This is a genomic window from Microcoleus sp. (genome assembly GCF_049646505.1).
In the GTDB taxonomy this organism is placed as follows: Bacteria; Cyanobacteriota; Cyanobacteriia; order Cyanobacteriales; family Microcoleaceae; genus Microcoleus.
Genome location: NZ_JBARVX010000091.1, coordinates 11,311 through 33,930, shown reverse-complemented (window position 1 = coordinate 33,930; position 22,620 = coordinate 11,311). Strand labels below are relative to the sequence as shown.

Below are 22,620 nucleotides of genomic sequence, written 5' to 3'. Positions count from 1 at the left end.
AGCTTTGGATATCGCCGTTTTAGCTACATATTTTGCTAAAATGTAAGATGGCCGTCCTGCAAGGTCACAAAAATATTATTGAAAAATGCGCGATCGCACTATCTAGCATAACAGAAGGATAAAAACATGGGCAGAGTTACTGCAACAATCGCCGTCACCAACCACATTGATGAAATTCTGGCAGAAAGAGGGTTTATACCAACAGACCAAGTACGTTCAATCACTCTCGATAACGTATTGGTTGATACAGGGGCAACTAAACTCTGTTTGCCGGAAGAAATTATCGCTCAGCTAGGTTTAACCCTAGTTGGAGAAATCGACGGACATACTGTAATCGGATCTAGAAAATTTCGGATTTTCAAAGATGTGACTCTTGCCTTAGCGGGAAGAGAAGGAAGGTATGATTGCGTGGAACTACCCGCAGGACAAGAACCTTTAATAGGCTTAATTCCTTTGGGAGATTTAGGCTTAGAACCCGATTTGAAAAATCAACGGTTGATTGTTTTACCAAATGAAGGCAATCAAAGCTATATTCGGGTGTAGTTTTAACAGTCAGGACTAAGGCTGAAAAATAATTGAGTTTACGCGCTAATCATAGCGCTAAGACGTACCGCCGCGCACCCTACAATAGAAGGCGCGGGTTCAAGACTGTTTAAACCCAAAAAGTCAATATATATTTGCAATAAAATGGCAGTAACTACACACCAACTTATTCAGTGGAAACAGCAAGGACGTGCAATTGTCGCGCTGACAGGTTATGATTGTGCGATCGCCCAACTGCTCGACCAAGCGGGTACAGACATCATCTTAGTCGGCGATTCCCTAGCAATGACAGTATTGGGCTACGAGACAACACTGCCCCTAACCCTCGATGAAATGCTGCACCACGCTAAAGCAGTGCGCCGCGGAGTCAAACAAGCATTAATTGTGGTGGATTTGCCGTTTTTGACTTACCAGGAAAGCCCGCAGCAAGCGATGCACTCGGCCGGGAGAGTTTTGAAAGAAACTGGCGCTCAAGCTGTCAAATTGGAGGGCGGATATCCAGCGATGGCTGCTACAGTTTCGCAGCTAACATCCGCCGGAATTCCGGTGATGGGACACGTCGGTTTAACTCCGCAGTCGGTACACCAATTAGGCTACAAAAAACAAGGCAAAACAGCGGAATCTGCCGATCGCATCATAGCAGAGTCGATCGCACTTGAAGAAGCCGGGGTTTTTGCGATCGTCCTCGAACACATTCCCCCAGACTTAGCCGCTCAAATCACCCAAAAATTAACTGTTCCCACCATTGGCATCGGGGCCGGCCCGCACTGCGACGGACAAGTTTTAGTTACTTCCGATTTGTTAGGACTTTCGGAAAAACAACCGCCTTTTGCCAAAGCTTACACTAATTTGCGAGAAACAATTACTCAAGCTGTCAAAGATTATTCCCTAGAAGTTAGAGAGGGCAAATTTCCCCAATAGGTTCTTTGCATCGGAATGCAAGTTCCCAAAAAATCAGGAGTGAAGTTTTCTCGATTGAACCTAATTTAAATTTTCGGCGGGCTTTCTTCCTCCTTCTCCTTCTCTTTCTCCTTCTCCTTCTCCTCTAGGGCAGATTCATCATCACCTAGACCGACCCCTTCCTTAAAACTCCGCAGCGTTTTACCCAAAGCATTTCCCAACTCAGGAATTTTTTTAGGGCCAAAAATTAGAATAGCGACTACCGCAATAATGCCCATTTCGGGCAATCCCAGACCAAACATACAGTCATCTCCTCTAAAACTTGCTCGATCGCAAGTCAATCTGCTGGTATCCTTAAAAGTATCTACCTTTTTTCCTGCATCCTGCAACAGTAGAATCAAGTTTTATTAAGCGATCGCCCGATAAATAGGAATGTTAGAAATATCCCAGCCTTCCCTGCGCGAGCAACAGCACTACCTCATCCGCGAACTAGCACAACGGATGGAAGCAGTCTGGCACCGCTATCTCGACCTCGAGCCCTACCACCTCCCCGCTGAGTTGGGATACATAGAAGGGCGCTTGGAAGGAGAAAAACTGATCGTGGAAAACCGCTGCTATCAAACGCCGCAGTTCCGCAAAATACACCTCGAACTCGCGAAAGTCGGGCCGGTGCTGGATATTCTGCACTGCGTGATGTTTCCCAGACCTAATTACGCTTTGCCAATGTTCGGCACCGATATCGTAGCAGGCAAAGGCAAAATTAGCGCGGCGATCGCAGACCTTTCTCCTCTCAATCCGGGCCGCACTTTGTCGGAAGCCTACCGAACCCAACTGCAAACTTTGCCGGTCAACCAATTTTCCTGTCCCCGCCAAATTCCCGACTGGGGAGATATTTTCTCAGAATTTTGCTTGTTTGTGCGGCCCGATTCACCCGAAGAAGAAACCAGATTTCTGGACATAGTTGAATCCTACGTTGAAATTCACTGCCAGCGCGCAGTTGCTGCAGAACCAGTCTCTGCGGCCGAAGCATCGAAAATTCTCGACGCTCAAATTTACTACTGCACCCAGCAGCAGCAAAACGACAAAACCCGCCGCGTCCTCGAAAAAGCTTTCGGTCAAGATTGGGCAGAAAATTACATGACTCAGGTGCTTTTTGATTTCCCTAAATAGCTGAAATCAGTTTACAATACTTCATAGTAGGTGGGAAAAAACTTAATCAAGAAATCACCTATTTGATGATAAGTCATGGGAAAGGAATCGCGGGTCAAGGATAAATCATTTTTTAAACCCCCAGGGCCAGGAGTCATCGGTTTAGCGACCGCCGCTACTGTCATTATCACAGGAGTCGGTTTTTGGCAAGTATCTCAAATTAAAAAAGCCGAAGAGTTAAAGGCGGCTGCAACGGCGGCTGCAACTCCAGCCTCCGCCCGCAGCAGCGTGACAGCTTTGGGTAGGTTGACTCCCCAGGGGGAAGTCATCAAATTGTCGGCCCCTTCAGCGTCGGAGGGAGCGAGAATTGAAGAGTTGCGCGTGGAAGAGGGCGATCGCGTCAGTCAAGGACAAATCATAGCAGTTCTCGATACGCGCGATCGGCTCCAAGCCATCCTCGAACAAGCCGACAAAGAAATCCAAGTCAAACAAGCAGAATTAGCCAAAATTCAAGCAGGCGCAAAAACCGGGGAAATCGTCGCCCAAAAAGCCGAAGTTTCCAAGTCAGAAGTTCAGCGTCAAAGAGAAACTGAAGGCGAAGCAGCCAATGTCGCCCGCCTAGAAGCTCAACTCCAAAGAGAAACCGAAGGCGAACAAGCCAATGTAGCTAAATTTGAAGCTCAACTGCAAAGAGAAACCGAAGCCGAAGAAGCCAATCTTGCTAAATTTGAGGCGCAACTGCAAAGAGAAACTCAAGTCCAGCAAGCCAAACTCGCGAGGCTGGAAGCTCAAGTGCGCGGCGAAATAGCCTCTCAAAATGCTACAGTCGATCGGCTAAAAGCCGAATTAGCCAACGCCGAAGCCGAGGAACAACGCAACAAAGAACTCTCCGAAACAGGCGCAATTTCCGCTTCCAGCTACGACACCAAACGCTTAGCAGTAGCTACAGCCCAACAAAAAGTTAAAGAAGCACAAGCTATCTTAAAAAAAACCGTCGCAACTTTGCAACAGGAAATAATTGAAACTCAAGCTACCCTCAAACAAACATTAGAAACAGGCCAACAAGAAATCAACCAATCCCGCGCCAATCTCAAACGCAAATTAGAAACAGGAAGACAAGAAATTAACCAAGCCCGCGCCACTTTAAATCAAAAGATAGAAACTGGCCGAGAACAAATCAATCAAGCCGAAGCAATGCTGAAACAAAAATCAGAAACCGGCGAAGCACAAATCAATCAAGCCAGAGCAAATCTCGACCAAATATCCGAAGTCCGTTCCGAAGACGTGCAAGCCGCCCGAGCCGCAGTCGAAAGTGCGATCGCCACCAAACAAAAAGCCCAAGTAGACTTAAACTTAAGCTACGTCAAAGCACCCGTATCCGGTTCCATCCTCAAAGTTAACACCAGACAAGGAGAACGCATCAACACCCAAGACGGCATCGTAGAACTAGGCCGCACCGATCAAATGTACGCCATAGCCGAAGTTTACGAAACCGACATCGCCAAAGTCCGAAACGGCCAGCGCGCTACCATCACCAGCCCCGTATTTGTCGGCAATTTAGAAGGAACAGTCACTCGAATCGGCAAACAAATCGGCAAAAAAGATGTCCTCAATACAGATCCCGCCGCCGACACCGACGCGAGAGTTATCGAAGTGAGAATTCGCCTCGATTCGGAATCGAGCAAGAAAGTTGCATCGCTCACAAACTTGCAGGTTCAAGTCAAAATAGATATCTAAGATTCGGAATTGTTGACTGTTGACTGTTGACTGTTGACTGTTGAGGGCGGGCACGGGGGCACCGCCCCTACAGACTGTTGACTGTTGACTGTTAACTGTTAACCGTTAACCGTTAACCGTTAACTACTGCCAACCACCAATTCCCAATTCCCAATTCCCAATTCCCAATTCCCAATTCCCAATTCCCAATTCCCAATTCCCAATTCCCAATTCCCAATTCCTTCATTATGGCAAAAATACCCTTAGCTTGGGCACAGTTAACCCGCGAAAAAATGCGCTTAGTCATCGCGCTAGCCGGCATTGGATTTGCCGACTTGCTGATGTTTATGCAGTTCGGATTTAGAGACGCGCTGTTTGAAAGTTCCGTCAGCTTCCACTCACAGTTACAAGGGGATATTTTCATCACCAGCACCCAATCTACGGCTTTAATAGCCATGAAAAGCTTCCCCCAGCGGCGCTTGTATCAAGCTTTGAGTTTTAACGGCGTTACAGAAATCAGCCCGGTATATCTAGGCTTTGGCTTGTGGAAAAACCCCGCTCCCAACCAGAGCAATACCCGCCAATTGATGGTCATCGGTTTCGATCCCGCTAATCCGATTTTTGATATGCCAGAAATCACAAATAATTTGGACAAAATTAAGATGTCGGATGTGGTTTTATTTGACAGAGCTTCCCGCCCGGAATTCGGGCCAGTAGCTGAATATTTCGAGGGGGGAAAAACTGTTGAAACTGAAGTTGACAACCGCCGCGTTAAGGTAGAAGGTTTATTTACTTTAGGGGCATCTTTCGGTGCAGATGGAAATATTGTTACTAGCGATTTGAACTTTCTGCGAATTTTTGCGACGCGGAGAACAAAAGGTTTAATTGATATTGGTATTGTTTACTTGCAGCCTGGAACGGATGTTAAGGCTGTTGTGGAAAAAATGAGGGCAACTTTGCCGTCAGATGTGCGGATTGATTCTAAAGAAGAGTTTGTGGCTTTTGAGAAAAAGTATTGGGAAGAAGGCACGGCGATCGGATTTATTTTCACTCTCGGCGCGGCAATGGGATTTATCGTTGGGATAGTGATTGTTTACCAAATTCTTTATACTGATGTTAACGATCACTTGCCGGAATACGCTACGCTAAAGGCGATGGGATATAATGATTTTTACTTTTTGGCGGTGGTGTTTCAAGAGGCTTTGATATTAGCAATTCTTGGCTATTTGCCTGGGTTTGGGGTTTCTGTGGTGCTGTACAATTTAGGGAGAAGTGCTACGAGTTTGCCGATGTACATGACGGTGGGGAAGGCTGTAACTGTGTTTGTAATGACAGTTGTGATGTGTTGTCTGTCGGGGGCGATCGCGGTTAGAAAGTTGCAGGCGGCAGATCCGGCGGATATTTTTTAAATTTGTTAGTTGTTAGTTGTTAGTTGTTAGTTGTTAGTTGTTAGTTGTTAGTTGTTATTTGTTAGTTGTTAGGAATGAAAATTTAATAACTTAAGCGACTGCTCGTTACCAGGCTCTGCCTGGTAATGCAGATCCGGAGGCTCTGCCTCCTTCTTTCTTGCAACTTACAGAAGAGAGCGCTGTAGGAGGTGTTTAAGTTATTAAGTTTTCGATCCTTAGTTGTTAGTGATTGGGAATTGGGAATTGGGAATTGGGAATTGGGAATTGGGAATTGGGAATTGATAGCTTTGCCGATCGAACGCTATGCTGTAAGAGAGCGTCCATCTCGATCGCACTCTCCCTCGGTTCTGCGCTATGACCCAAAGCTTCAACCCCACAGCGTTACCTCCCGCCTTTCCCGACCACACCCAACTCCCCGAATCTGACGGCACGTTTGTGAAGAACTTTCAAGAACATCCCCAGAGTATCCTGCTCACCGACTCCCTAGAAATTACACTACAAAATCTACATCCTGACGGACAATATGCGATCGGGCAAGATTGCGGCATCTACTGGCGCGAAACCGAGCCTCCCGAACGCGGAGCCGAAGCACCTGACTGGTTCTACGTCCCCAACGTGCCACCCCGCTTAGACGGGCAATATCGGCGTTCCTACGTGTTGTGGCGCGAGTATATGGTGCCGTTAATTGCGATCGAATTTGCTAGCGGCGATGGTTCAGAAGAACTCGATAACACTCCTTTATCTGCTTTACCATCCGGGGGAAACCAGAAACCGGGAAAGTTTTGGGTATACGAACGGATTATCCGAATTCCCTACTACGCTATTTACAAAATCCAAACCAATGAATTAGAAGTCTACAATTGCGTGAATACTAGATATCGGCGTTTGGAACCGAACGATCGCGGACATTACTCGATCGACCTGATGGGTGTAGAGTTAGGCCTGTGGTTTGGTAGCTATCAAAATCAGACACAGCACTGGTTGCGCTGGTGGGATCGCGAGGGAAATTTGTTGCTGACGGGAAGCGAGCGAGCTAGACTGGAGAGCCTCCACGCCGAACAGGAACGGCAGCGGGCCGACGCTGAGAGTCAGCGCGCCGATGTTGAAAGCCAACGCGCCGATCGCGAACGAGAACAAAAAGAGCGATTGGCTGCTTATTTGCGATCGCAGGGAGTCGATCCCGATCTCATTTGAGCCTTGTCTGATTATTTTGAACCTTACGGGTTGATTTCATTAAATAATGCCAATTAATTATGAACGCTACACCAGTTGTTTCCATTAAGAATCTCAACCATTCCTTCGGCGAAGGACAACTTCGCAAACAGACATTATTTGACATCAACCTCGAAATTTATCCGGGCGAAATCGTGCTGATGACCGGGCCTTCCGGGTCAGGTAAAACAACATTGTTAACCTTGATTGGAGCTTTGCGATCGATCCAAGAAGGCAGTCTCAAAATTCTTGACCAAGAATTGCGGGGTACGAGAAAAAATAAATTAGTTCAACTCCGCCGCGACATCGGTTATATTTTCCAAGCTCACAATTTGCTCAAATGCTTGACAGCAAGGCAAAACGTGCAAATGTCTCTGGAACTGCACAGCCATCTTTCTACCCAAGAAACTAACGATAAAATAGAGCGAATGCTGGAAGCTGTAGGGTTGGGAGAAAGAATAGAATATTACCCGGACAGTCTTTCTGGCGGACAAAAACAAAGAGTTGCGATCGCCCGCGCATTAGTCAGTCAACCCAAATTAATATTAGCAGACGAACCCACCGCAGCCCTAGACAGCAAATCTGGTAGAGATGTGGTAGAAATCATGCGAAGTTTAGCCAAAGAACAGCACAGTACAATCTTGCTTGTCACCCACGACAACCGGATTTTAGATATAGCCGATCGCATTATTCACATGGAAGACGGCTACCTCGCACAAGACACCGCCACAACCGCCACCACCGGCGCTCTTTCCAGCAAATAAACTTAATTAAAATCAACTTATTTGCGAGAACTAGAGCGCTTTGCCCCTGTTTTTGTAGAACTTTTAGATGCACTTTTACTTGGGCTCTTGCTCCCAATTTTTGTTCCTCTTGAACTCTTAGCAGAAGCAACCTGACTTTCTTTTTCATTCGCAAGTCTGGCCGCCGCCGCTCTCGTAGTCCTAAAGGTAACATTCACCCCTTCATTTGACTGTTCCAGCACCAACATCGGCGTTGGTTTTGCTTTTTGATCCCACTCAATGTGAACGATGCGGCCTTGAATAGTCGGCTGCCAACTGTCGTGATCGTCGGAAGGACTCAGGTAAGTTTCCAAACAATCAATAATTTGATTGATTGTCGCCGATGTTGCCTGAGTCGGCAGTTTCATCAGCTTAATTTGAATCCGAAACAGCACTCGCTTTTCTATTTTTACTGCCGGATCGCCAGTTTCGTATTCGATATCAAACATCGAATCCACTTGTCTGCCGCTGCCAGCATTTCCGTTTTTATCTCCTACAGCACCCTGAGTCGGACGCAGGGCAATACTAATTTTTTCTTTGACTTTTACCTTAATTTGGTTGACAATGGCAAAGTGAAAAACCTCTTCCGCCATCCGCATTCTCAGGTAGTCTAAATTAAAGTCTCGCGAGTGGATGAGGTCGGGATTTTTTTCCATCTTTGTCATGGTTTCCAGAGCCATTTTGTATTTTTTCTGGAGTTCTCGATTTCTAAACTCTTCAAATTTGAGTTTCTTGCTCAAATCCTTGAGTTTTAGCTTGGTAAATACCGCTAAACCGATAAGCAATAACAACAGTGCCCCGGATGCTCCCATCAAGATTTGATCGGAGGCTAAACCTCCCGGTTTAGTCTGTTTGGGCTTGGGAGAGGCTACTGCCAACCTTGGTTCTACAAGGATTATTTTGGTTGACATGGGCTTTTAAAGGGTAAGATTTGGCGCTATATTTATACAGGACTCCAGAGTAAAGCTGGCTGTGCAACTCGATCAACTAACATCGATCTGTTTCTATCACTATCTGCCTACAACTGGATTTCTACAACTCGAACAGGCACCCTCTAATTAATACTCGATCTTTAACTGCAAGTTGGTTCCCGAAATATCGGAAAATCGCGATCGGCCAACGGGAAAAAGAAATGGCGAATTGTCTGTGCTATATTATACCAATATAGATCAGAAAAATTCATTCGGCAGGCTCCGTTTTGAGGAAAAGAAAAGTAAACGCACATAAATTAATACTAACTCTAGGAGCGATTGCCGAAAACACTTCTGCAGAACAACCGATCGCCCGGACGATCGGGCGGCGGAGGCCCGGAGGGTGCTAATTGCTACGCACTCGCTCGCAGGCGCAGCTTGGTACAGTGAGTGGTGTGGTTTGAGATCGGAGCTAGCAGCGCGATCGAACAACGTGTCCTTAGCTAAGATTACAACTAATATCACCAATATTCGATCGTGACCTACGAACCCCTCCATCACAAATATCGCCCTCAGACATTTGCCGAATTAGTCGGCCAAGAGGCGATCGCCCAAACCCTCACCAGCGCCATCCTACAACAGCGCATAGCACCAGCATATCTATTCACAGGCCCCAGAGGCACCGGCAAAACCTCCAGCGCCAGAATTTTCGCCAAATCCCTCAACTGTATTTCTACCGGCGCGCCCACCCCCAATCCCTGCGGCAAATGCAACGTTTGCCAAGAAATTGCCAGAGGTTCCACACTAGATGTCATCGAAATCGACGCAGCCAGCAACACCGGAGTAGATAACATCCGGGATTTGATCGAACGAGCCCAATTTGCCCCCGTACAGTGCCGCTACAAAGTATATGTAATAGACGAAGTTCATATGCTCAGTACCCAGGCATTTAATGCCTTATTAAAAACCCTAGAAGAACCGCCCGATCGCGTCGTATTCGTCCTCGCCACAACCGACCCCCAAAGAGTCCTGCCAACCATCATCTCTCGCTGCCAAAAATTCGACTTCCGCCGGATTCCCCTCGACTCAATGACCGCCCACCTGCACAAAATTGCCCAATTAGAAAACATCAATATTGCCAGCGAAGCAATACAAATGATTGCTCAAATCGCCCAAGGAGGACTGCGAGATGCCGAAAGTTTGCTCGACCAACTCAGCTTGTTTTCCGGTCAAATCACAATCGAAAAAGTTTGGGATTTAGTCGGCGCAGTCCCCGAAAACGACTTGATGGAACTGCTGCAAGCGATCGAAAACGATAACGCAACAGCATTAATAGACATGACCCGCCACCTCCTGAACCGCGGCCGGGAACCCCTAATCGTGCTGCAAAGTCTCGCCAGTTTCTACCGAGATTTGCTGATCGCCTCATCAGCACCAAAACGCTCAGATTTAGTAGCTTTAACAGCCGCCACTTGGGAAAAACTTTGCGATTTTGCCCGCAACTGGAATGCCGAGTTAATTTTGGCAAGTCAGAAACACTTGCAAACCCACGAAGTACAAATTAAAAACACCACTCAGCCGCGTTTGTGGCTGGAAGTAACGCTATTGGGATTGTTACCCTCAGCAATTAGAACTCAGCAGCAACAAATTCACGCCCCCCAACCCCCCCTTGCTAAGGGGGGGAGTCAGACATCTAATATTCAACAATCTTCAGCACAAATTCACCCCCCCCAACCCCCCCTTGCTAAGGGGGGGAGCCAGACATCTAATATTGAACAATCTTCAGTTCCCAATTCGCAAAATCCTCCGCCTCAGTTGCCACCTGTGGCTAATAGAACAGAAAGCCCACTTCCCGCACCGATTCCAGCACCTATACCAACTGCTGAAACCAATCAAACAAATTATGCACATACTAATTTAGCCAGCGAAATTGATTTAGATAAAGTGTGGGAACAGGTACTTAACCGCGTGCGCCCCCACGGCACTCAATCGCTGCTCCGCCAACACGGACAGCTAGTAATTTTTAGCAATGATACGGCTCATGTTAAGATTAGTTCGCAACCGTTGCTCAAGATGGTTAAAGACAAGGTAGCTAATATTGAAGAAGCTTTTATGCAAGTTTTTAACCGACAAGTAACAGTTAAAGTGGGATTGACAAATCCCGCAGAAACTAATAGTCCCCGCCCCCAGGATTTGCCAACTTCTAACGGACGTGTTGGCGAAAATCCTAGGAATTCTCATCCCGTGAGTGATGCGAATCAACAGGTACAGCAATCGCCAAATCCTGAGATTTTTGATAATTTTTCTAGGGACAAGAGAGAAGAACAAAAACACCCGCCAGCGGCTGAAAATACTGCTGTTAATGTGCCAGCAATTAATGATTTTACAGGTTCTCAGAATGACTTAAATGCTCGGAATGTAGCGGTGCGGGCTGATGCTCTATCTGTGGCGAATACGAGCAGGCAATGGGCGGATATGTTTGAGGGAGAAGTAGTCGATTTGTCGGATGATTTGGAGATTTGGGAATCAGCGAGTTTCGCCTTGGAAACTGAGGCTGAGTTTCCCGAATTATCTTCTGAGTTAGAGCCGGATGATTTTATAGATTGGTAGTTGAAGTTTAGCGAGTAATAAGTAAGTATGCGGGAAAATCAAAGTAAAGCTCAATATTTTGCAATTAATTAATTTAGAATTGCTATAATTGAATTTATCCCGAATCAAGCTCAAAAGATGAAAATAAAGTTACTGATACCTGCTTTGCTTTCGTTTGTTTCTATAGTGGCTCTTCCTGCTAGGGCGGCTGAAACTCGGTGCGGGTGGCTGTACAATCCAACGCCGGCGAATTGGTTTCTCACCGACAGGGCTGGAAATTGGACGATATCAGTGCAAGGAGGATATCAAGCCAGAGGTATGAACTTTTTGCCTAATATTGACAGCCGGCAATTTGTTAAAACTAATGGCAATTACGGATATGGCTGCGCTTGTTTAAGCGTGACACCAAATCGCAAGCAGATGAGAATTACTGAGATTAAAAGCGGCAAAGGATTACCGCTATCGACTTGTCAGCGCGATCGCAATTTGCCTAAAAAACCTTAGCCCATATCATCTCGGTGCGATCCGTTGTATTTATTGGTGAGTGCGAATGTCCCGCAATCCCTCAACTCGATCGCACTCCTATGCTAAGCTTTCGCGCAAATAAACATTGCATATTCAGGGCGGGCAGGATGCCCAACCCCTACTCCCCACAAGAGTTTTTTTTGACATACAGTTTAAATGCCGCAACAGCTTAACTTATTAACCGCACAGGAGCTGAGATGTTGCCGGATACTACATCATTAAAATATTTATACTGATGAAAGTATCACTGCTATTACGGCAAAAAAAAGAGCGAGTGTTTGAAATAATGTAATTGGTTCTTTCAGGAAAATAAATGATAGCAATACAGTCACTATCGGGTATAGAGAAGTAATGCTTACTGTACTGGCAACTGGGCCTTTGGCAATGGCTATAAAAAACACTAAGGATGCAACAGTTCCGCAAACACCCACCAATAGAGCAAATATAATTCCTCTCAAGTCTCCCTGCAAATTAAAATTGTTGGTTTTTACAATAATCAATAAAGTAGCTAAAATAGCACCGACTGCTTCGTAGACGAAAGCCGTATTGTAGTCAATGTATTGAGTAGCTAATTTGCTAAAAAATCCCCAAAAACCGTACAAGAGAGAACAGCATAATGCGTAAATCAACCAATCTGCTATTTTAAGCATTGCTGTTAGGCTTGGGAGAAAAATAATGACGAGTATGGTGCGTCATTTGAGAATACTCTAATTTTGCTGGCGCTGATTAAAGTACGACGCACCCTACAATTCGATTGTGTAAGTTGTGCTGTTAAGCCGACTCGGGCTTTGGTAGCGAAGAGGGAAGCACTAATAATTCGGCAGTCGATCGCTTCTCGACCATTTCCTTAGTAATCATACACCGGGCAACATCCTTGCGCGACGGCAACTCGTACATCACATCCAACATCAATTCTTCGACAATTCCCCTCAGCGCCCGCGCTCCAGTTTTGCGGCGGTAGGCTTCCTGGGCGATCGCCCGAATCGCATCCGGTTTAAAGTCCAACTGCACGCTATCCATTTTTAGCAGCTTTTGATACTGCTTAACCAAAGCATTGCGAGGCTCAGTCAAAATCGCCATCAGCGTTTCCTCATCCAGCGGATCTAACACCGCCGCCACCGGCACCCGCCCGATAAACTCAGGAATCATCCCAAATTTGACCAAATCGTCTGGTTCGAGCTGCCTGAGCACGTCAGCGGCCCGTTTTTCCTTCGGCACAGCTTCTCCCGGCTGAATAAAACCCATTGACTTTTTACCCGTTCTCTGCTCGATCACCTTGTCGAGACCGACAAAAGCGCCGCCGCAAATAAACATGATATTGCTGGTATCAATTTGGATGCAGTCTTGGTAGGGATGCTTGCGGCCGCCTTGGGGAGGTACATTGGCGATCGTCCCCTCGAGCATTTTCAGCAGCGCCTGCTGCACCCCTTCGCCGGAGACATCCCGCGTAATCGAAGGATTTTCGCTCTTCCGGGCAATTTTGTCAATTTCATCAATATAAATAATTCCGCGCTGCGCCTCTTCCACATCCATATCTGCCACCTGCAGCAGCCGCAGCAAAATATTTTCCACATCTTCCCCGACATAGCCGGCTTCCGTCAGAGTCGTTGCGTCAGCCACCGCAAACGGCACGTCCAGCATATCCGCCAAAGTCTGAGCCAGGAGAGTTTTGCCGCAGCCCGTCGGCCCGATCAACAAAATATTTGATTTTTGCAGTTCTACTTCTTCCGGCGGGTGCTTGCCGCTATTTTTGGCATGGATAAAGCTCAGGCGCTTGTAGTGGTTGTAAACCGCCACCGAGAGCACCTTTTTCGCCTCTTCTTGACCGATCGCATTTTCGTCGAGATAACTTTTAATTTCCCTCGGCTTGGGAATTTGGCTCATCGACATACTTTTGCCGGAGGTAGCGCGGCGTTTTTGGGTTGTTTCCTGCTTCGGAGCCGCCGCCGCCGGCACTGCACTCGAATCAAACAACTCCTCATCTAAAATTTCATTGCACAAGTCAACGCATTCGTCGCAGATATACACCCCCGGCCCTGCGATCAACTTGCGTACCTGCTCTTGAGACTTGCCACAAAACGAACATTTTAGATGGGAGTCGTACTTAGACATAACAGCCTCTTATTTCAGTGCAGTGACATTTTCTCCCGCCGTCGGAAGATTTTCCTTTTCGATCACTCGATCGACCAAACCGTAATTTTTGGCTTCCTCGGCTGACATAAAAAAGTCGCGCTCAGTATCAGCCTCCAACTTATCAAGCGATTGACCCGTGTGGTGCGCCAAAAGTTGATTCAGCTTACGCTTATGATAAAGGATTTCTTTGGCTTGAATCTCAATATCAACTGCTTGACCTTGAGCGCCTCCGAGCGGCTGGTGAATCATAATCCGGGAACTCGGAAGAGACATCCGCTTGCCGTGGGCTCCTGCTGTCAGCAGAAATGCGCCCATACTCGCAGCCAAGCCGTAACAAATCGTCACCACATCCGGGCGGATTTGCTGCATTGTGTCATAAATTGCCATACCGGCCGTCACCGAGCCGCCGGGGGAATTAATGTACATTTGGACATCTTTTTCTGGATCTTCGGCATCTAGATACAATAGCTGAGCTACGATCGAGTCAGCCACTTCGTCGGTTACGGGAGTTCCTAGAAACACGATTCGCTCCCGCAGCAAGCGCGAGTAAATGTCAAATGCCCGCTCGCCCATTCCCGACTGTTCTAGTACCATCGGCACTACATTGCTGGGACTAGAGCTGACATCAAAATCGTTATAGCTCGTAATTAGGTAATTGGAAGATTGAGATACAACCATAAGACACCAGTCAAGGATACTAGACAATTTGCTGGTGATGAAAGCTTGAAATTAAGCCGCCAGCTTTTAACTATTATGCCTTTTCTGAACCGACATGGGGGGAATCGGGAGTTTTGAGTTGGCAAATTGCTTTCTTGGCTGGGCTGGGCTGGGCTGGGCTGGGCGCTGAGGTGACTGCTATCTAAAACCAGGACTTTCCCCGGATATTAGTTGACACTTCATCGGGTAGCGACGGCGCAATTAACCCTCTGTGTCCAGGCTCGGCTTAGCCATCCGAGCGTATTTTTCTAAATTAATAGAGGCGTTGAAGTCCCTGTCAAATTTGAGTCCACAACCCGAACACTCGTAAACCCTAGCCCCGAGCGACATGGGTTGTTTCTTGCCACAGCCCGAACATAGCTGAGTAGACGGATACCAGCGTGAGACTAGAACAACGGAGGAACCATAACGCTCTGCTTTGTACTCAATTTGTCGCCTAAACTCGTAAAAATTGGCATCACCAACAGCACCCGCCAGTTTATGGTTGGCCATCATCCCCGATACGTTTAAGTCCTCAATGGCTACAACAGCGTGGTTTTTGCATATGTAACTTGTAGCTTTATGAGTTGCATCGAGTCTGATGTTTTTCACTCGTTGATGAGTTTTGGCTAACCTTAACTTTTGTCGGCGATATCGGTTGCTACCCCTGTGCTTGCGCCGCAACTGGCGCTGTAATTGTGCTAGTTGCTGACGTGCTTTCCTCAAAGCCTGGGGATTGGCGATGACAACACCGCTAGACAGGGTAGCCAACTGTTTAACTCCCAAATCCACACCCACAAAGTCCCGCGACTTAGGCGTAACTTTTGGCTCTATTTCATAGCTAAAGCTGATGTACCAGTTGCCAGCTTCTTGTGAAATAGTAAATGATGACGCGGTGACAGGGGGCAAGCCTTCAAAGGTAGATACCCAGCCAATTGTAGGTAACTTCAATCGAGTGCCGCCGAAAGCTATTGGTCTGCCGCTAGCATCAATGGTAAAACTATCGTGCTGACCCTTTTTCTTGAACTTGGGGTAACAAGTCCTTCCCGAAAAGAAGTTTTTAAAGGCTTTGCCCAGATGGTCGAAAGCATATTGAGTTACTTTTTGGCAAATGCCTTTTTCTTTAATCCAGGGATAGACAGGCTTAACGTGATTGTTAAAAAACTTCTTCAAAACCAAAGCATTTGGCTTTAACCCCTCGGAGTAGAGTGAGCTCCATACCCCCAGTCCCCAGTTAAACGTAAACCGAGCAATACCTGCGTGTTTTGCCATTAACACGGCTTGGGTGTCGGTTAGTTTGAGCTTGGTTTTGAGGGAAGTCAGCACAGAGTTCAGGGTAATTTGATTTGTGCGCTATCGTAACACAACCGATTGCGCCGCGTCATGCTGGGAGAACTCCGTAAAAGTCCGAAGTTGTCGGGAGAATAAGCGATTAAGATTTACTCCCAGCCGTCGCGGGGTGAATGAGTCAAAATACTTAGCTATCCCTCGTCGCTGTTTCTAGTTTCTAGCGCGCGCCCCAAGCTTGTATAAAACTTAGCTAGGACTTACGCAGAAACCGGGTTTCTCAACGAAAAATCTGGATTTTATCCGCCAAATCAGGGTCAGAAACCGGGTTTCTAGCCCCCGCGAACAGAAACCCGGTTTCTTGGCAAAATCTTGGTTGAGTGGCGAGAAACCTACACAGAAACCGGGTTTCTTTGTCAGGATAAGGTGCTTGCTAAGCGCGCTCTGCGCTTGTAGTTTTTGGCAAGTGAACTAGAAGGTTTTACTCTTCGCCTACAACTTCCACATCAACGACGCTCGTGGCTGCTTCTTCAGAAATTTCAGAGTCTGCTTCTGCTTCTGTTTCTGTTTCTTCGGGAGTCAGAGAGCCTTCAGGTACGAGTTCGATCGTACCTTTTTCCTCCAACCATTTCAGAGTTTTTTGTTTGAGCAAGTCTTCTCCTACAAATTCCCGCAACTTTTCAGGGTCAAAATTTCCTTTAGGAAACTGCTTTCTGACTTTTGCGACTTCTGCTGCTACTTCTGAATCTTCCACAGACAAGGATTCGAGCTTGGCCACTTCTGCCAGAGCTAGAGACTGCTTCAGCTTATCGATTGCTTCCGGGCGCGAGCGTTCCCGCATCGGCCCCATATTTTCTTCGGTAAACAGTAGGTTGATATCTATGCCGTAATTTTTCAATTGCAGCGCCTGTTGGTTCAGCAAATAATCGATTTCGCGATCGACCATTGTTTCGGGAATTTCCACTTCAATTAGCTGCACGAGTGCTGCTGATATGGCTTTTTCCTTATTAGCTGATAACTTGTTTTCTTGGTCTGCTTTAAACCGAGTTTCTAGGGATGCGCGCAGTTCGGCTAAAGTTTCAAACTCGCTAACTTCTTGCGCGAAGTCGTCGTCCAACTCCGGCAATTCTTTTTCCTTAAGTTCTTTCAGAGTAATCGTAAAAACTGCTGGTTTTCCGGCTAGTTCTTCGCTGCTGTACTCGTCGGGGAACTGCAGGGAAACTTCTCTGGTTTCTCCGGGATTCATCCCGATCATGCCTTGGATAAAACCAGGTACAAACTGATCTTCCGACAGTTCTACTTGAAAGTCTTCTGCATCGCCACCGGGAATTTCTGCGGGTGTTTCGCCTTCTGGTGCTTCGGCAAATCTACCGGCGAAGTCAACCAAAGCCACGTCTCCCAACTGAGCGGGCCGGCCTTCTACGGGGATTAAAGTTGCTTTGTCCGATCGATATTTTGCCAGTACCTCATCCACCTGAGCCTCATCATACTTAACTTCTTCTGCTTGAAGCTGCAAGCCGGTGTACTGATTCATTTTCACTTCTGGTTGTACGTCAACCTTAGCTGAAAAAGTCAGAGGCTGTTCTGGATCGAACTTTTCTAGTAATTCTTCAAACTCGGTACGCAGTTCAAAACTGCCAATTGCCTGAATTTTTTCTTGTTCGAGGGCTTTTTGCAGCGAGTCGTTAATCAAATTTTCCAAAGCCGTCGCCTTCAAGCGAGTCTGCCCCAGGCGCTGCAGCAAAACTTTGCGGGGAACTTTGCCTTTGCGGAACCCAGGAATATTGATATCGCGAGCAAATTGTTTAATTACTTGCTCGTAGGCTTGTTTTGACTTTTCTGAGGGAATTTCGATTTCCAAACCAATTTGGCTAGCTGGAAGTTTTTCCTGGGTTACTTTCATCGGCTTTTGTGATATTTAACAATTAATACAATACATACAAATCTGACTTTGCCTGCATTTTAAGTTTCTGCGCTTTGACTTGTAGCGACACAACTACAAACACCTCTACCGGATGAGACTGCAAATCGTTTCCGGCTACTTTTTTGGATCTTGCCAAATAGTTCTGGTTTGAGGATACTAGCTTTTGCTGCTAGGAATGTGGAGTTTAAGTCCACGCAATCGCCGATGCAACATAGCACATATCGCCTGGGGATGTCAATGCGGCCTGGTGCGGCGATCGGTCAAAGTCAATAGATGCCGCACGTATCGGGGCTGGTGCTTGGTCGGTCGCCAGACGGTCCCGTAGCTGCAAGCTTTGCTAACGGCGAAAGATGCTAAACTGGGATTGAGCGCGATCGACCGCTGAGGTTAACTGCACCCGGCCGCCGGCTCGCACCCTTGATGTCCCACCAGATTAATTAAGTTTGATATTCAGTATTGCGATTATTTAAATTTTTGATTTCGATCGTTTAAGCTCTAATTTGTGGAGGAAACTGATTTGTCTCAATATCGAGTTGCTATTTTAGGAGCCACCGGCGCAGTGGGTGCCGAGTTGCTAGAACTCCTGTACAGCCGGAGTTTTCCGATTTCTGAATTGAAGCTGTTAGCTTCCGAGCGCTCAGCAGGTTCAAAATTGCCGTTTGGCGGCGAGATGCTGCGGGTCGAAGCAGTTTCGGCGCGAGCCTTTGATAATGTAGACATAGTGCTCGCCTCCGCCGGCGGCTCTATTTCTAAATTGTGGGCCCCCAAAGCAGTGGCCGCCGGAGCAGTAGTAATCGACAATTCCAGCGCTTTCCGCATGGATGCGACCGTACCGCTAGTGGTTCCCGAAGTCAATCCCCAAGCGGCGGCATCTCACCGAGGGATCGTGGCTAATCCCAACTGCACCACGATTTTGATGGCAGTTGCCGTTTGGCCGCTTCACAAAGTTAGGCCTGTAAAGCGCATCGTTGTGGCGACTTACCAGTCTGCCAGCGGCGCGGGGGCCAGGGCAATGGAGGAAATGAAAGCTCAAGCAAGAGCAATTTTGGCAGGGGAAACTCCCAAAACAGATATATTTCCCTACCCTTTAGCTTTTAATTTGTTTCCGCACAACACGCCGATTAACGATTTGGGGTATTGTGAGGAAGAAATGAAAATGGTAAACGAAACTCGGAAGATTTTTGGTACGGACGAAATTAAAATTACGGCAACTTGCGTGCGGGTTCCCGTACTTCGCGCCCATTCCGAAGCGATTAATCTAGAGTTTGCAGAGCCTTTTAGCCCGATCGAGGCCAGGGAAATCTTAAAGGGGGCGATCGGGGTTAAACTGGTAGAAGACTGGCAAGCTAATTATTTCCCGATGCCATCAGAAGCCAGCGGTAAAGATGACGTGTTAGTCGGCAGGATTCGCCAAGATATTTCTCACCCCTGCGGGTTGGAGATGTGGCTGAGCGGCGATCAAATTCGCAAAGGGGCGGCATTAAATGCGGTGCAGATAGCTGAGTTGCTGGCCCAAAAAGACTTGCTGCGAGTCCCTGCGGCGGCGGCTTCTAATTAGCGGGAATTCGGGCAACGGGGAAATTAAAATTGGGGATTTTAGATAAACCTTTCATCTGAAATCAAAAATTTAAAATCACAAATCAAAAGTCTAAAATCGGAGAAAGTGTGGTAAAGTTTGGACGGGTTCTGACTGCAATGATTACGCCGTTTAAAGAAGACGGCAGCGTTAACTATGCAGTAGCAGAACGGTTGGCAGTTCATTTAGCAGAACACGGTACAGATAGCTTGGTAGTGTGCGGAACTACCGGCGAGTCTCCCACTATGACCTGGGATGAAGAATACGAATTATTTCAGGTGGTACAAAAGGCAGTCTCCGGTAAAGCTTTGGTAATAGCAGGAGCCGGATCGAATTCTACTTCAGAAGCAGTCGCAGCTACGAAAAAAGCAGCTAAACTCGGATTGGACGGGTGCTTGCAGGTGGTTCCTTATTACAACAAGCCGCCGCAAGAAGGTTTGTACAATCATTTTCGGACGATCGCGCAATCTGCACCAGAATTGCCTATAATGTTATATAACATCCCCGGTCGCACAGGCCAAAATATGTTGCCGGAAACAGTAGCTCGACTGGCCAAAATCCCCAACATTGCGGCCGTAAAAGAAGCAAGTGGCAACTTGGATCAAGCCAGCCAAATCCGACGCTTGACACCGCCTGAATTTGCCATCTATGCTGGAGATGATTCCCTAACCTTGCCGATGTTGGCGGTAGGAGGATCTGGTGTAGTTAGCGTAGCCAGCCATCTGGTAGGAGAGCAACTGCAACAGATGATCGCAGCTTTCGAGGCCGGTCAAGTTCAAGTCGCTACCCAGATTCACTTGCAACTTTTTGACCTGTTTAAAGCTCTTTTTCTCACCACAAATCCCATTCCCGTCAAGGCAGCTCTCACACTTCAAGGCTGGGATGTAGGTTCCACCCGTCCGCCCCTGTGCGATCCGCCCGTTGAGGTAACTCAAAAGTTAAAGGACGTACTGGATAAGCTAGCAGCAGTATCTACTAGCTAGACAGGCGAGAACGAGTTTTCAGACAACTGAATATTAGTTGTAATGAGTCATTAATCATTAGTCCTCAGTCATCAGTCATTAACTTTTGGTAAGTAGCTAATAGTGAAGGATTAAATACTGAGAATTAAAGATTGAAGGCGGAAGACAACTGACTGTACGGGAGAGTAAAACCCGTAGGGGAGTTTTTTACAAATATCTTGGAAAAAATCGCCCCCATCAACGAACAGCAGATAGTAGACACCTCCCAAAAAGCTTGTATCGAACAGGCAGGATGCCTGTTCCACAGGGATTATTGGAGAGGTATAGACAGTAGGCGACAGACAACAGTCAACAGTCAACAGTCAACAGACAACAGTCAAATAACAAAAATAACTAACAAAGGATACGCATGATCAAAAATACAACTGCATCGGCTCTAAAAGTTATTCCCCTCGGCGGGCTTCACGAAATCGGCAAAAACACCTGCGTGTTCGAGTACGGTGACGAAATAATTCTTTTAGATGCAGGTTTAGCCTTCCCGACAGATGGAATGCACGGCGTAAATATTGTCCTCCCAGACATGACTTACCTGCGGGAAAACAGCCACAAAATTAAAGGTATGATCGTGACTCACGGTCACGAAGACCACATCGGCGGCATCCCTTATCACCTCAAAGAATTTGAAATTCCCGTCATTTACGGCCCGCGTTTAGCGATGGCTTTGCTAGCCGGGAAATTGGAAGAAGCGGGAGTATCCCACCGCACCGAATTGAGGACAGTTAGACCCCGCGACACGGTAAGAATTGGCAAGAATTTCTTAGTCGAATACATCCGCAACACTCACTCGATGGCCGACAGCTTTACGGTGGCGATTCACACTCCAGTCGGAATTATCATCCACACCGGAGACTTTAAAATTGACCACACTCCTGTAGACGGCGAGCATTTTGACTTGCAAAAGCTGGCGGAATACGGCGAGAGAGGCGTGCTGTGCTTGATCAGCGATTCTACTAACTCCGAAGTTCCCGGTTTTACTGCTTCAGAACGTTCTGTCGCTCCGAATTTAGACAGAATTATCGCTCAAGCAACGGGACGGATAATGATCACGACTTTTGCTTCGTCGGTACACCGATTGCAAATTATTTTGGACTTGGCTAAGAAAAACAATCGGTACGTCGGAGTGGTGGGTCGATCGATGTTGAACGTCATCGCTCACTGTCGAAATCTCGGCTACATCAAATGCGAAGATAGTATTTTCAAACCGCTCAGAGAAATCCGCAATTTGCCTGAAGACAAAATTTTGATTTTGACTACGGGTTCCCAAGGCGAACCGATGGCGGCGATGACTCGGATTGCTAACGGCGAACATCACGAACTGAAAATCAGAAAAGGCGATACAGTTATTTTCTCGGCTAATCCGATTCCGGGAAATACGATCGCAGTGGTAAACACGATCGACAAACTGATGATGCTGGGAGCAAACGTAGTTTACGGGCGCGACAAAGGCATTCACGTTTCCGGGCACGGCTGTCAGGAAGATCAAAAGTTAATGATCAACATGACCCGTCCCAAGTTCTTCTTGCCGGTACACGGAGAACACCGGATGCTGATTCAGCACTCCAAGACAGCTCAAAGCATGGGCATTCCCGCGAGCAATATGGTGATTATTGACAACGGCGATGTCGTAGAACTAACAGAAAATTCGATCCGAGTTGCTGGTACTGTACCTTCAGGAATTGAATTAGTAGACTCTTCTCGATCGGGCGTTGTCAAAGCAAACGTCCTCAAAGAACGTCAGCAGTTAGCCGGAGATGGCGCGGTAACAGTAGCTGCGGCGTTGAATGCAGAAGGCAAATTAGTTGCTAAGCCAGAAATACACTTGAAAGGTGTAGTCACATCAGCCGATCGCGCACTATTACAACAGTCGATCGCTCAGACGATAGAGACAGTTTTGAGCGATCGCTGGTCAGAATTCGTCACGCCTTCTGCAACTACCGAATCAGGAGTTGACGTAGACTGGGCAGGAGTGCAAACGCAAATAGAACGAGCAATTGCACGAGTGCTGCGCCGGGAACTTCAAAGCAATCCCATGCTAGTATTCCTGATGCAAATTCCCGAAGGAGCATCATTTGTGCGGCGGGAACCAGCAGAAGTAACACCAGGTTCTCTAGAAGCACCCAAACTATTAGGTTCATCACCGGCATCAGCACCAACGCCGCCGCCAGCGCCAGTTCCTGTAAATAAAGTAACAGGTCGTCGTCGCCCCCGGACTGCAGCCAAGGTCGCTTCCACCGTCTCCTAGAATT

Annotated in this window: 24 protein-coding genes; 13 read left to right on the top strand and 11 right to left on the bottom strand. The window is 47.1% G+C overall.

The window, feature by feature from the left end:
• Positions 1-126: 126 nt before the first annotated feature.
• Positions 127-543 carry an aspartyl protease gene (locus WBA89_RS05205; RefSeq protein WP_424404468.1) on the top strand — a complete coding sequence of 139 codons (417 nt, stop codon included), beginning with the start codon at positions 127-129 and terminating at the stop codon, positions 541-543.
• A gap of 144 nt (positions 544-687) precedes the next feature.
• The gene (panB, locus tag WBA89_RS05200) at positions 688-1,464 is read left to right on the top strand and encodes a 3-methyl-2-oxobutanoate hydroxymethyltransferase (protein ID WP_424404467.1); all 777 of its coding nucleotides are present in this window, start codon (positions 688-690) and stop codon (positions 1,462-1,464) included.
• A 65-nt stretch (positions 1,465-1,529) separates the two neighbouring features.
• On the opposite strand, the gene tatA is transcribed toward panB, so the two are convergent.
• A complete protein-coding gene (gene tatA, locus WBA89_RS05195; protein WP_424404466.1) occupies positions 1,530-1,844 on the bottom strand; it encodes a twin-arginine translocase TatA/TatE family subunit in 315 nt (104 codons plus the stop codon).
• 31 nt (positions 1,845-1,875) lie between these two features.
• On the opposite strand from tatA, the gene WBA89_RS05190 reads away from it, so the two are divergent.
• Together WBA89_RS05190 and WBA89_RS05185 are read left to right on the top strand one after the other, a co-directional pair.
• On the top strand, positions 1,876-2,613 hold the full coding sequence (locus WBA89_RS05190; RefSeq protein ID WP_424404465.1) for a phycocyanobilin:ferredoxin oxidoreductase: 738 nt from the start codon (positions 1,876-1,878) through the stop codon (positions 2,611-2,613).
• Positions 2,614-2,688: 75 nt separating this feature from the next.
• On the top strand, positions 2,689-4,329 hold the full coding sequence (locus WBA89_RS05185; RefSeq protein WP_424404464.1) for an HlyD family efflux transporter periplasmic adaptor subunit: 1,641 nt from the start codon (positions 2,689-2,691) through the stop codon (positions 4,327-4,329).
• 112 nt (positions 4,330-4,441) lie between these two features.
• Here WBA89_RS05185 and WBA89_RS05180 read toward each other — a convergent pair whose 3' ends face one another.
• Positions 4,442-4,615, bottom strand: coding sequence for a hypothetical protein (locus tag WBA89_RS05180; RefSeq protein WP_424404473.1), 174 nt, complete (start codon positions 4,613-4,615; stop codon positions 4,442-4,444).
• Here WBA89_RS05180 and devC point away from each other — a divergent pair.
• Positions 4,557-5,717 (top strand): ABC transporter permease DevC, encoded by a 1,161-nt coding sequence (gene devC, locus WBA89_RS05175; protein ID WP_424404463.1) that lies wholly within the window; start codon positions 4,557-4,559, stop codon positions 5,715-5,717. The genes WBA89_RS05180 and devC overlap by 59 nt on opposite strands.
• A gap of 222 nt (positions 5,718-5,939) precedes the next feature.
• Here devC and WBA89_RS05170 read toward each other — a convergent pair whose 3' ends face one another.
• On the bottom strand, positions 5,940-6,080 hold the full coding sequence (locus tag WBA89_RS05170) for a hypothetical protein (RefSeq protein WP_424404462.1): 141 nt from the start codon (positions 6,078-6,080) through the stop codon (positions 5,940-5,942).
• Here WBA89_RS05170 and WBA89_RS05165 point away from each other — a divergent pair.
• On the top strand, positions 6,072-6,911 hold the full coding sequence (locus WBA89_RS05165) for a Uma2 family endonuclease (protein ID WP_424404461.1): 840 nt from the start codon (positions 6,072-6,074) through the stop codon (positions 6,909-6,911). The two genes, WBA89_RS05170 and WBA89_RS05165, sit on opposite strands and share 9 nt — an antisense overlap.
• A 59-nt stretch (positions 6,912-6,970) precedes the next feature.
• Positions 6,971-7,693 (top strand): DevA family ABC transporter ATP-binding protein, encoded by a 723-nt coding sequence (locus WBA89_RS05160; RefSeq protein ID WP_424404460.1) that lies wholly within the window; start codon positions 6,971-6,973, stop codon positions 7,691-7,693.
• A gap of 17 nt (positions 7,694-7,710) precedes the next feature.
• On the opposite strand, the gene WBA89_RS05155 is transcribed toward WBA89_RS05160, so the two are convergent.
• On the bottom strand, positions 7,711-8,622 hold the full coding sequence (locus tag WBA89_RS05155; RefSeq protein ID WP_424404459.1) for a hypothetical protein: 912 nt from the start codon (positions 8,620-8,622) through the stop codon (positions 7,711-7,713).
• Positions 8,623-8,880: 258 nt separating this feature from the next.
• Positions 8,881-9,180 (bottom strand): hypothetical protein, encoded by a 300-nt coding sequence (locus WBA89_RS05150; protein ID WP_424404458.1) that lies wholly within the window; start codon positions 9,178-9,180, stop codon positions 8,881-8,883.
• On the opposite strand from WBA89_RS05150, the gene WBA89_RS05145 reads away from it, so the two are divergent.
• Together WBA89_RS05145 and WBA89_RS05140 are read left to right on the top strand one after the other, a co-directional pair.
• On the top strand, positions 9,160-11,232 hold the full coding sequence (locus tag WBA89_RS05145) for a DNA polymerase III subunit gamma/tau (RefSeq protein ID WP_424404457.1): 2,073 nt from the start codon (positions 9,160-9,162) through the stop codon (positions 11,230-11,232). The two genes, WBA89_RS05150 and WBA89_RS05145, sit on opposite strands and share 21 nt — an antisense overlap.
• 117 nt (positions 11,233-11,349) lie before the next feature.
• Positions 11,350-11,715, top strand: a complete 366-nt coding sequence (locus tag WBA89_RS05140) for a DUF4087 domain-containing protein (RefSeq protein ID WP_424404456.1) — start codon at positions 11,350-11,352, stop codon at positions 11,713-11,715.
• A 248-nt stretch (positions 11,716-11,963) separates the two neighbouring features.
• Here WBA89_RS05140 and WBA89_RS05135 read toward each other — a convergent pair whose 3' ends face one another.
• From WBA89_RS05135 to WBA89_RS05110, 6 genes are all read right to left on the bottom strand, one after another.
• The gene (locus WBA89_RS05135; protein ID WP_424404455.1) at positions 11,964-12,386 is read right to left on the bottom strand and encodes an EamA family transporter; all 423 of its coding nucleotides are present in this window, start codon (positions 12,384-12,386) and stop codon (positions 11,964-11,966) included.
• Between the two features lie 121 nt (positions 12,387-12,507).
• The gene (gene clpX / locus WBA89_RS05130) at positions 12,508-13,848 is read right to left on the bottom strand and encodes an ATP-dependent protease ATP-binding subunit ClpX (protein WP_424404454.1); all 1,341 of its coding nucleotides are present in this window, start codon (positions 13,846-13,848) and stop codon (positions 12,508-12,510) included.
• A 9-nt stretch (positions 13,849-13,857) separates the two neighbouring features.
• Positions 13,858-14,547 carry an ATP-dependent Clp endopeptidase proteolytic subunit ClpP gene (gene clpP / locus WBA89_RS05125; protein WP_194065413.1) on the bottom strand — a complete coding sequence of 230 codons (690 nt, stop codon included), beginning with the start codon at positions 14,545-14,547 and terminating at the stop codon, positions 13,858-13,860.
• Between the two features lie 240 nt (positions 14,548-14,787).
• Positions 14,788-15,891, bottom strand: coding sequence for an RNA-guided endonuclease InsQ/TnpB family protein (locus WBA89_RS05120; RefSeq protein ID WP_424404453.1), 1,104 nt, complete (start codon positions 15,889-15,891; stop codon positions 14,788-14,790).
• A 442-nt stretch (positions 15,892-16,333) separates the two neighbouring features.
• Complete coding sequence (tig, locus tag WBA89_RS05115) at positions 16,334-17,755, bottom strand: trigger factor (protein WP_424404452.1); 1,422 nt, start codon at positions 17,753-17,755, stop codon at positions 16,334-16,336.
• Positions 17,756-17,777: 22 nt separating this feature from the next.
• Complete coding sequence (locus WBA89_RS05110; RefSeq protein ID WP_424404451.1) at positions 17,778-17,912, bottom strand: hypothetical protein; 135 nt, start codon at positions 17,910-17,912, stop codon at positions 17,778-17,780.
• 366 nt (positions 17,913-18,278) lie between these two features.
• On the opposite strand from WBA89_RS05110, the gene WBA89_RS05105 reads away from it, so the two are divergent.
• The 4 genes from WBA89_RS05105 to WBA89_RS05090 all read left to right on the top strand — a co-directional run bounded on the left by WBA89_RS05105 (position 18,279) and on the right by WBA89_RS05090 (position 22,616).
• Positions 18,279-19,334 (top strand): aspartate-semialdehyde dehydrogenase, encoded by a 1,056-nt coding sequence (locus tag WBA89_RS05105; protein ID WP_424404450.1) that lies wholly within the window; start codon positions 18,279-18,281, stop codon positions 19,332-19,334.
• A 107-nt stretch (positions 19,335-19,441) separates the two neighbouring features.
• Positions 19,442-20,335 carry a 4-hydroxy-tetrahydrodipicolinate synthase gene (gene dapA / locus WBA89_RS05100; RefSeq protein ID WP_424404449.1) on the top strand — a complete coding sequence of 298 codons (894 nt, stop codon included), beginning with the start codon at positions 19,442-19,444 and terminating at the stop codon, positions 20,333-20,335.
• Between the two features lie 197 nt (positions 20,336-20,532).
• The gene (locus WBA89_RS05095) at positions 20,533-20,727 is read left to right on the top strand and encodes a hypothetical protein (RefSeq protein ID WP_424404448.1); all 195 of its coding nucleotides are present in this window, start codon (positions 20,533-20,535) and stop codon (positions 20,725-20,727) included.
• Positions 20,724-22,616: a ribonuclease J gene (locus WBA89_RS05090; protein ID WP_424404447.1), complete on the top strand. Its 1,893-nt coding sequence runs from the start codon at positions 20,724-20,726 to the stop codon at positions 22,614-22,616. Before WBA89_RS05095 ends, WBA89_RS05090 begins: the two co-directional genes overlap by 4 nt.
• The last annotated feature ends 4 nt before the right edge of the window (positions 22,617-22,620 follow it).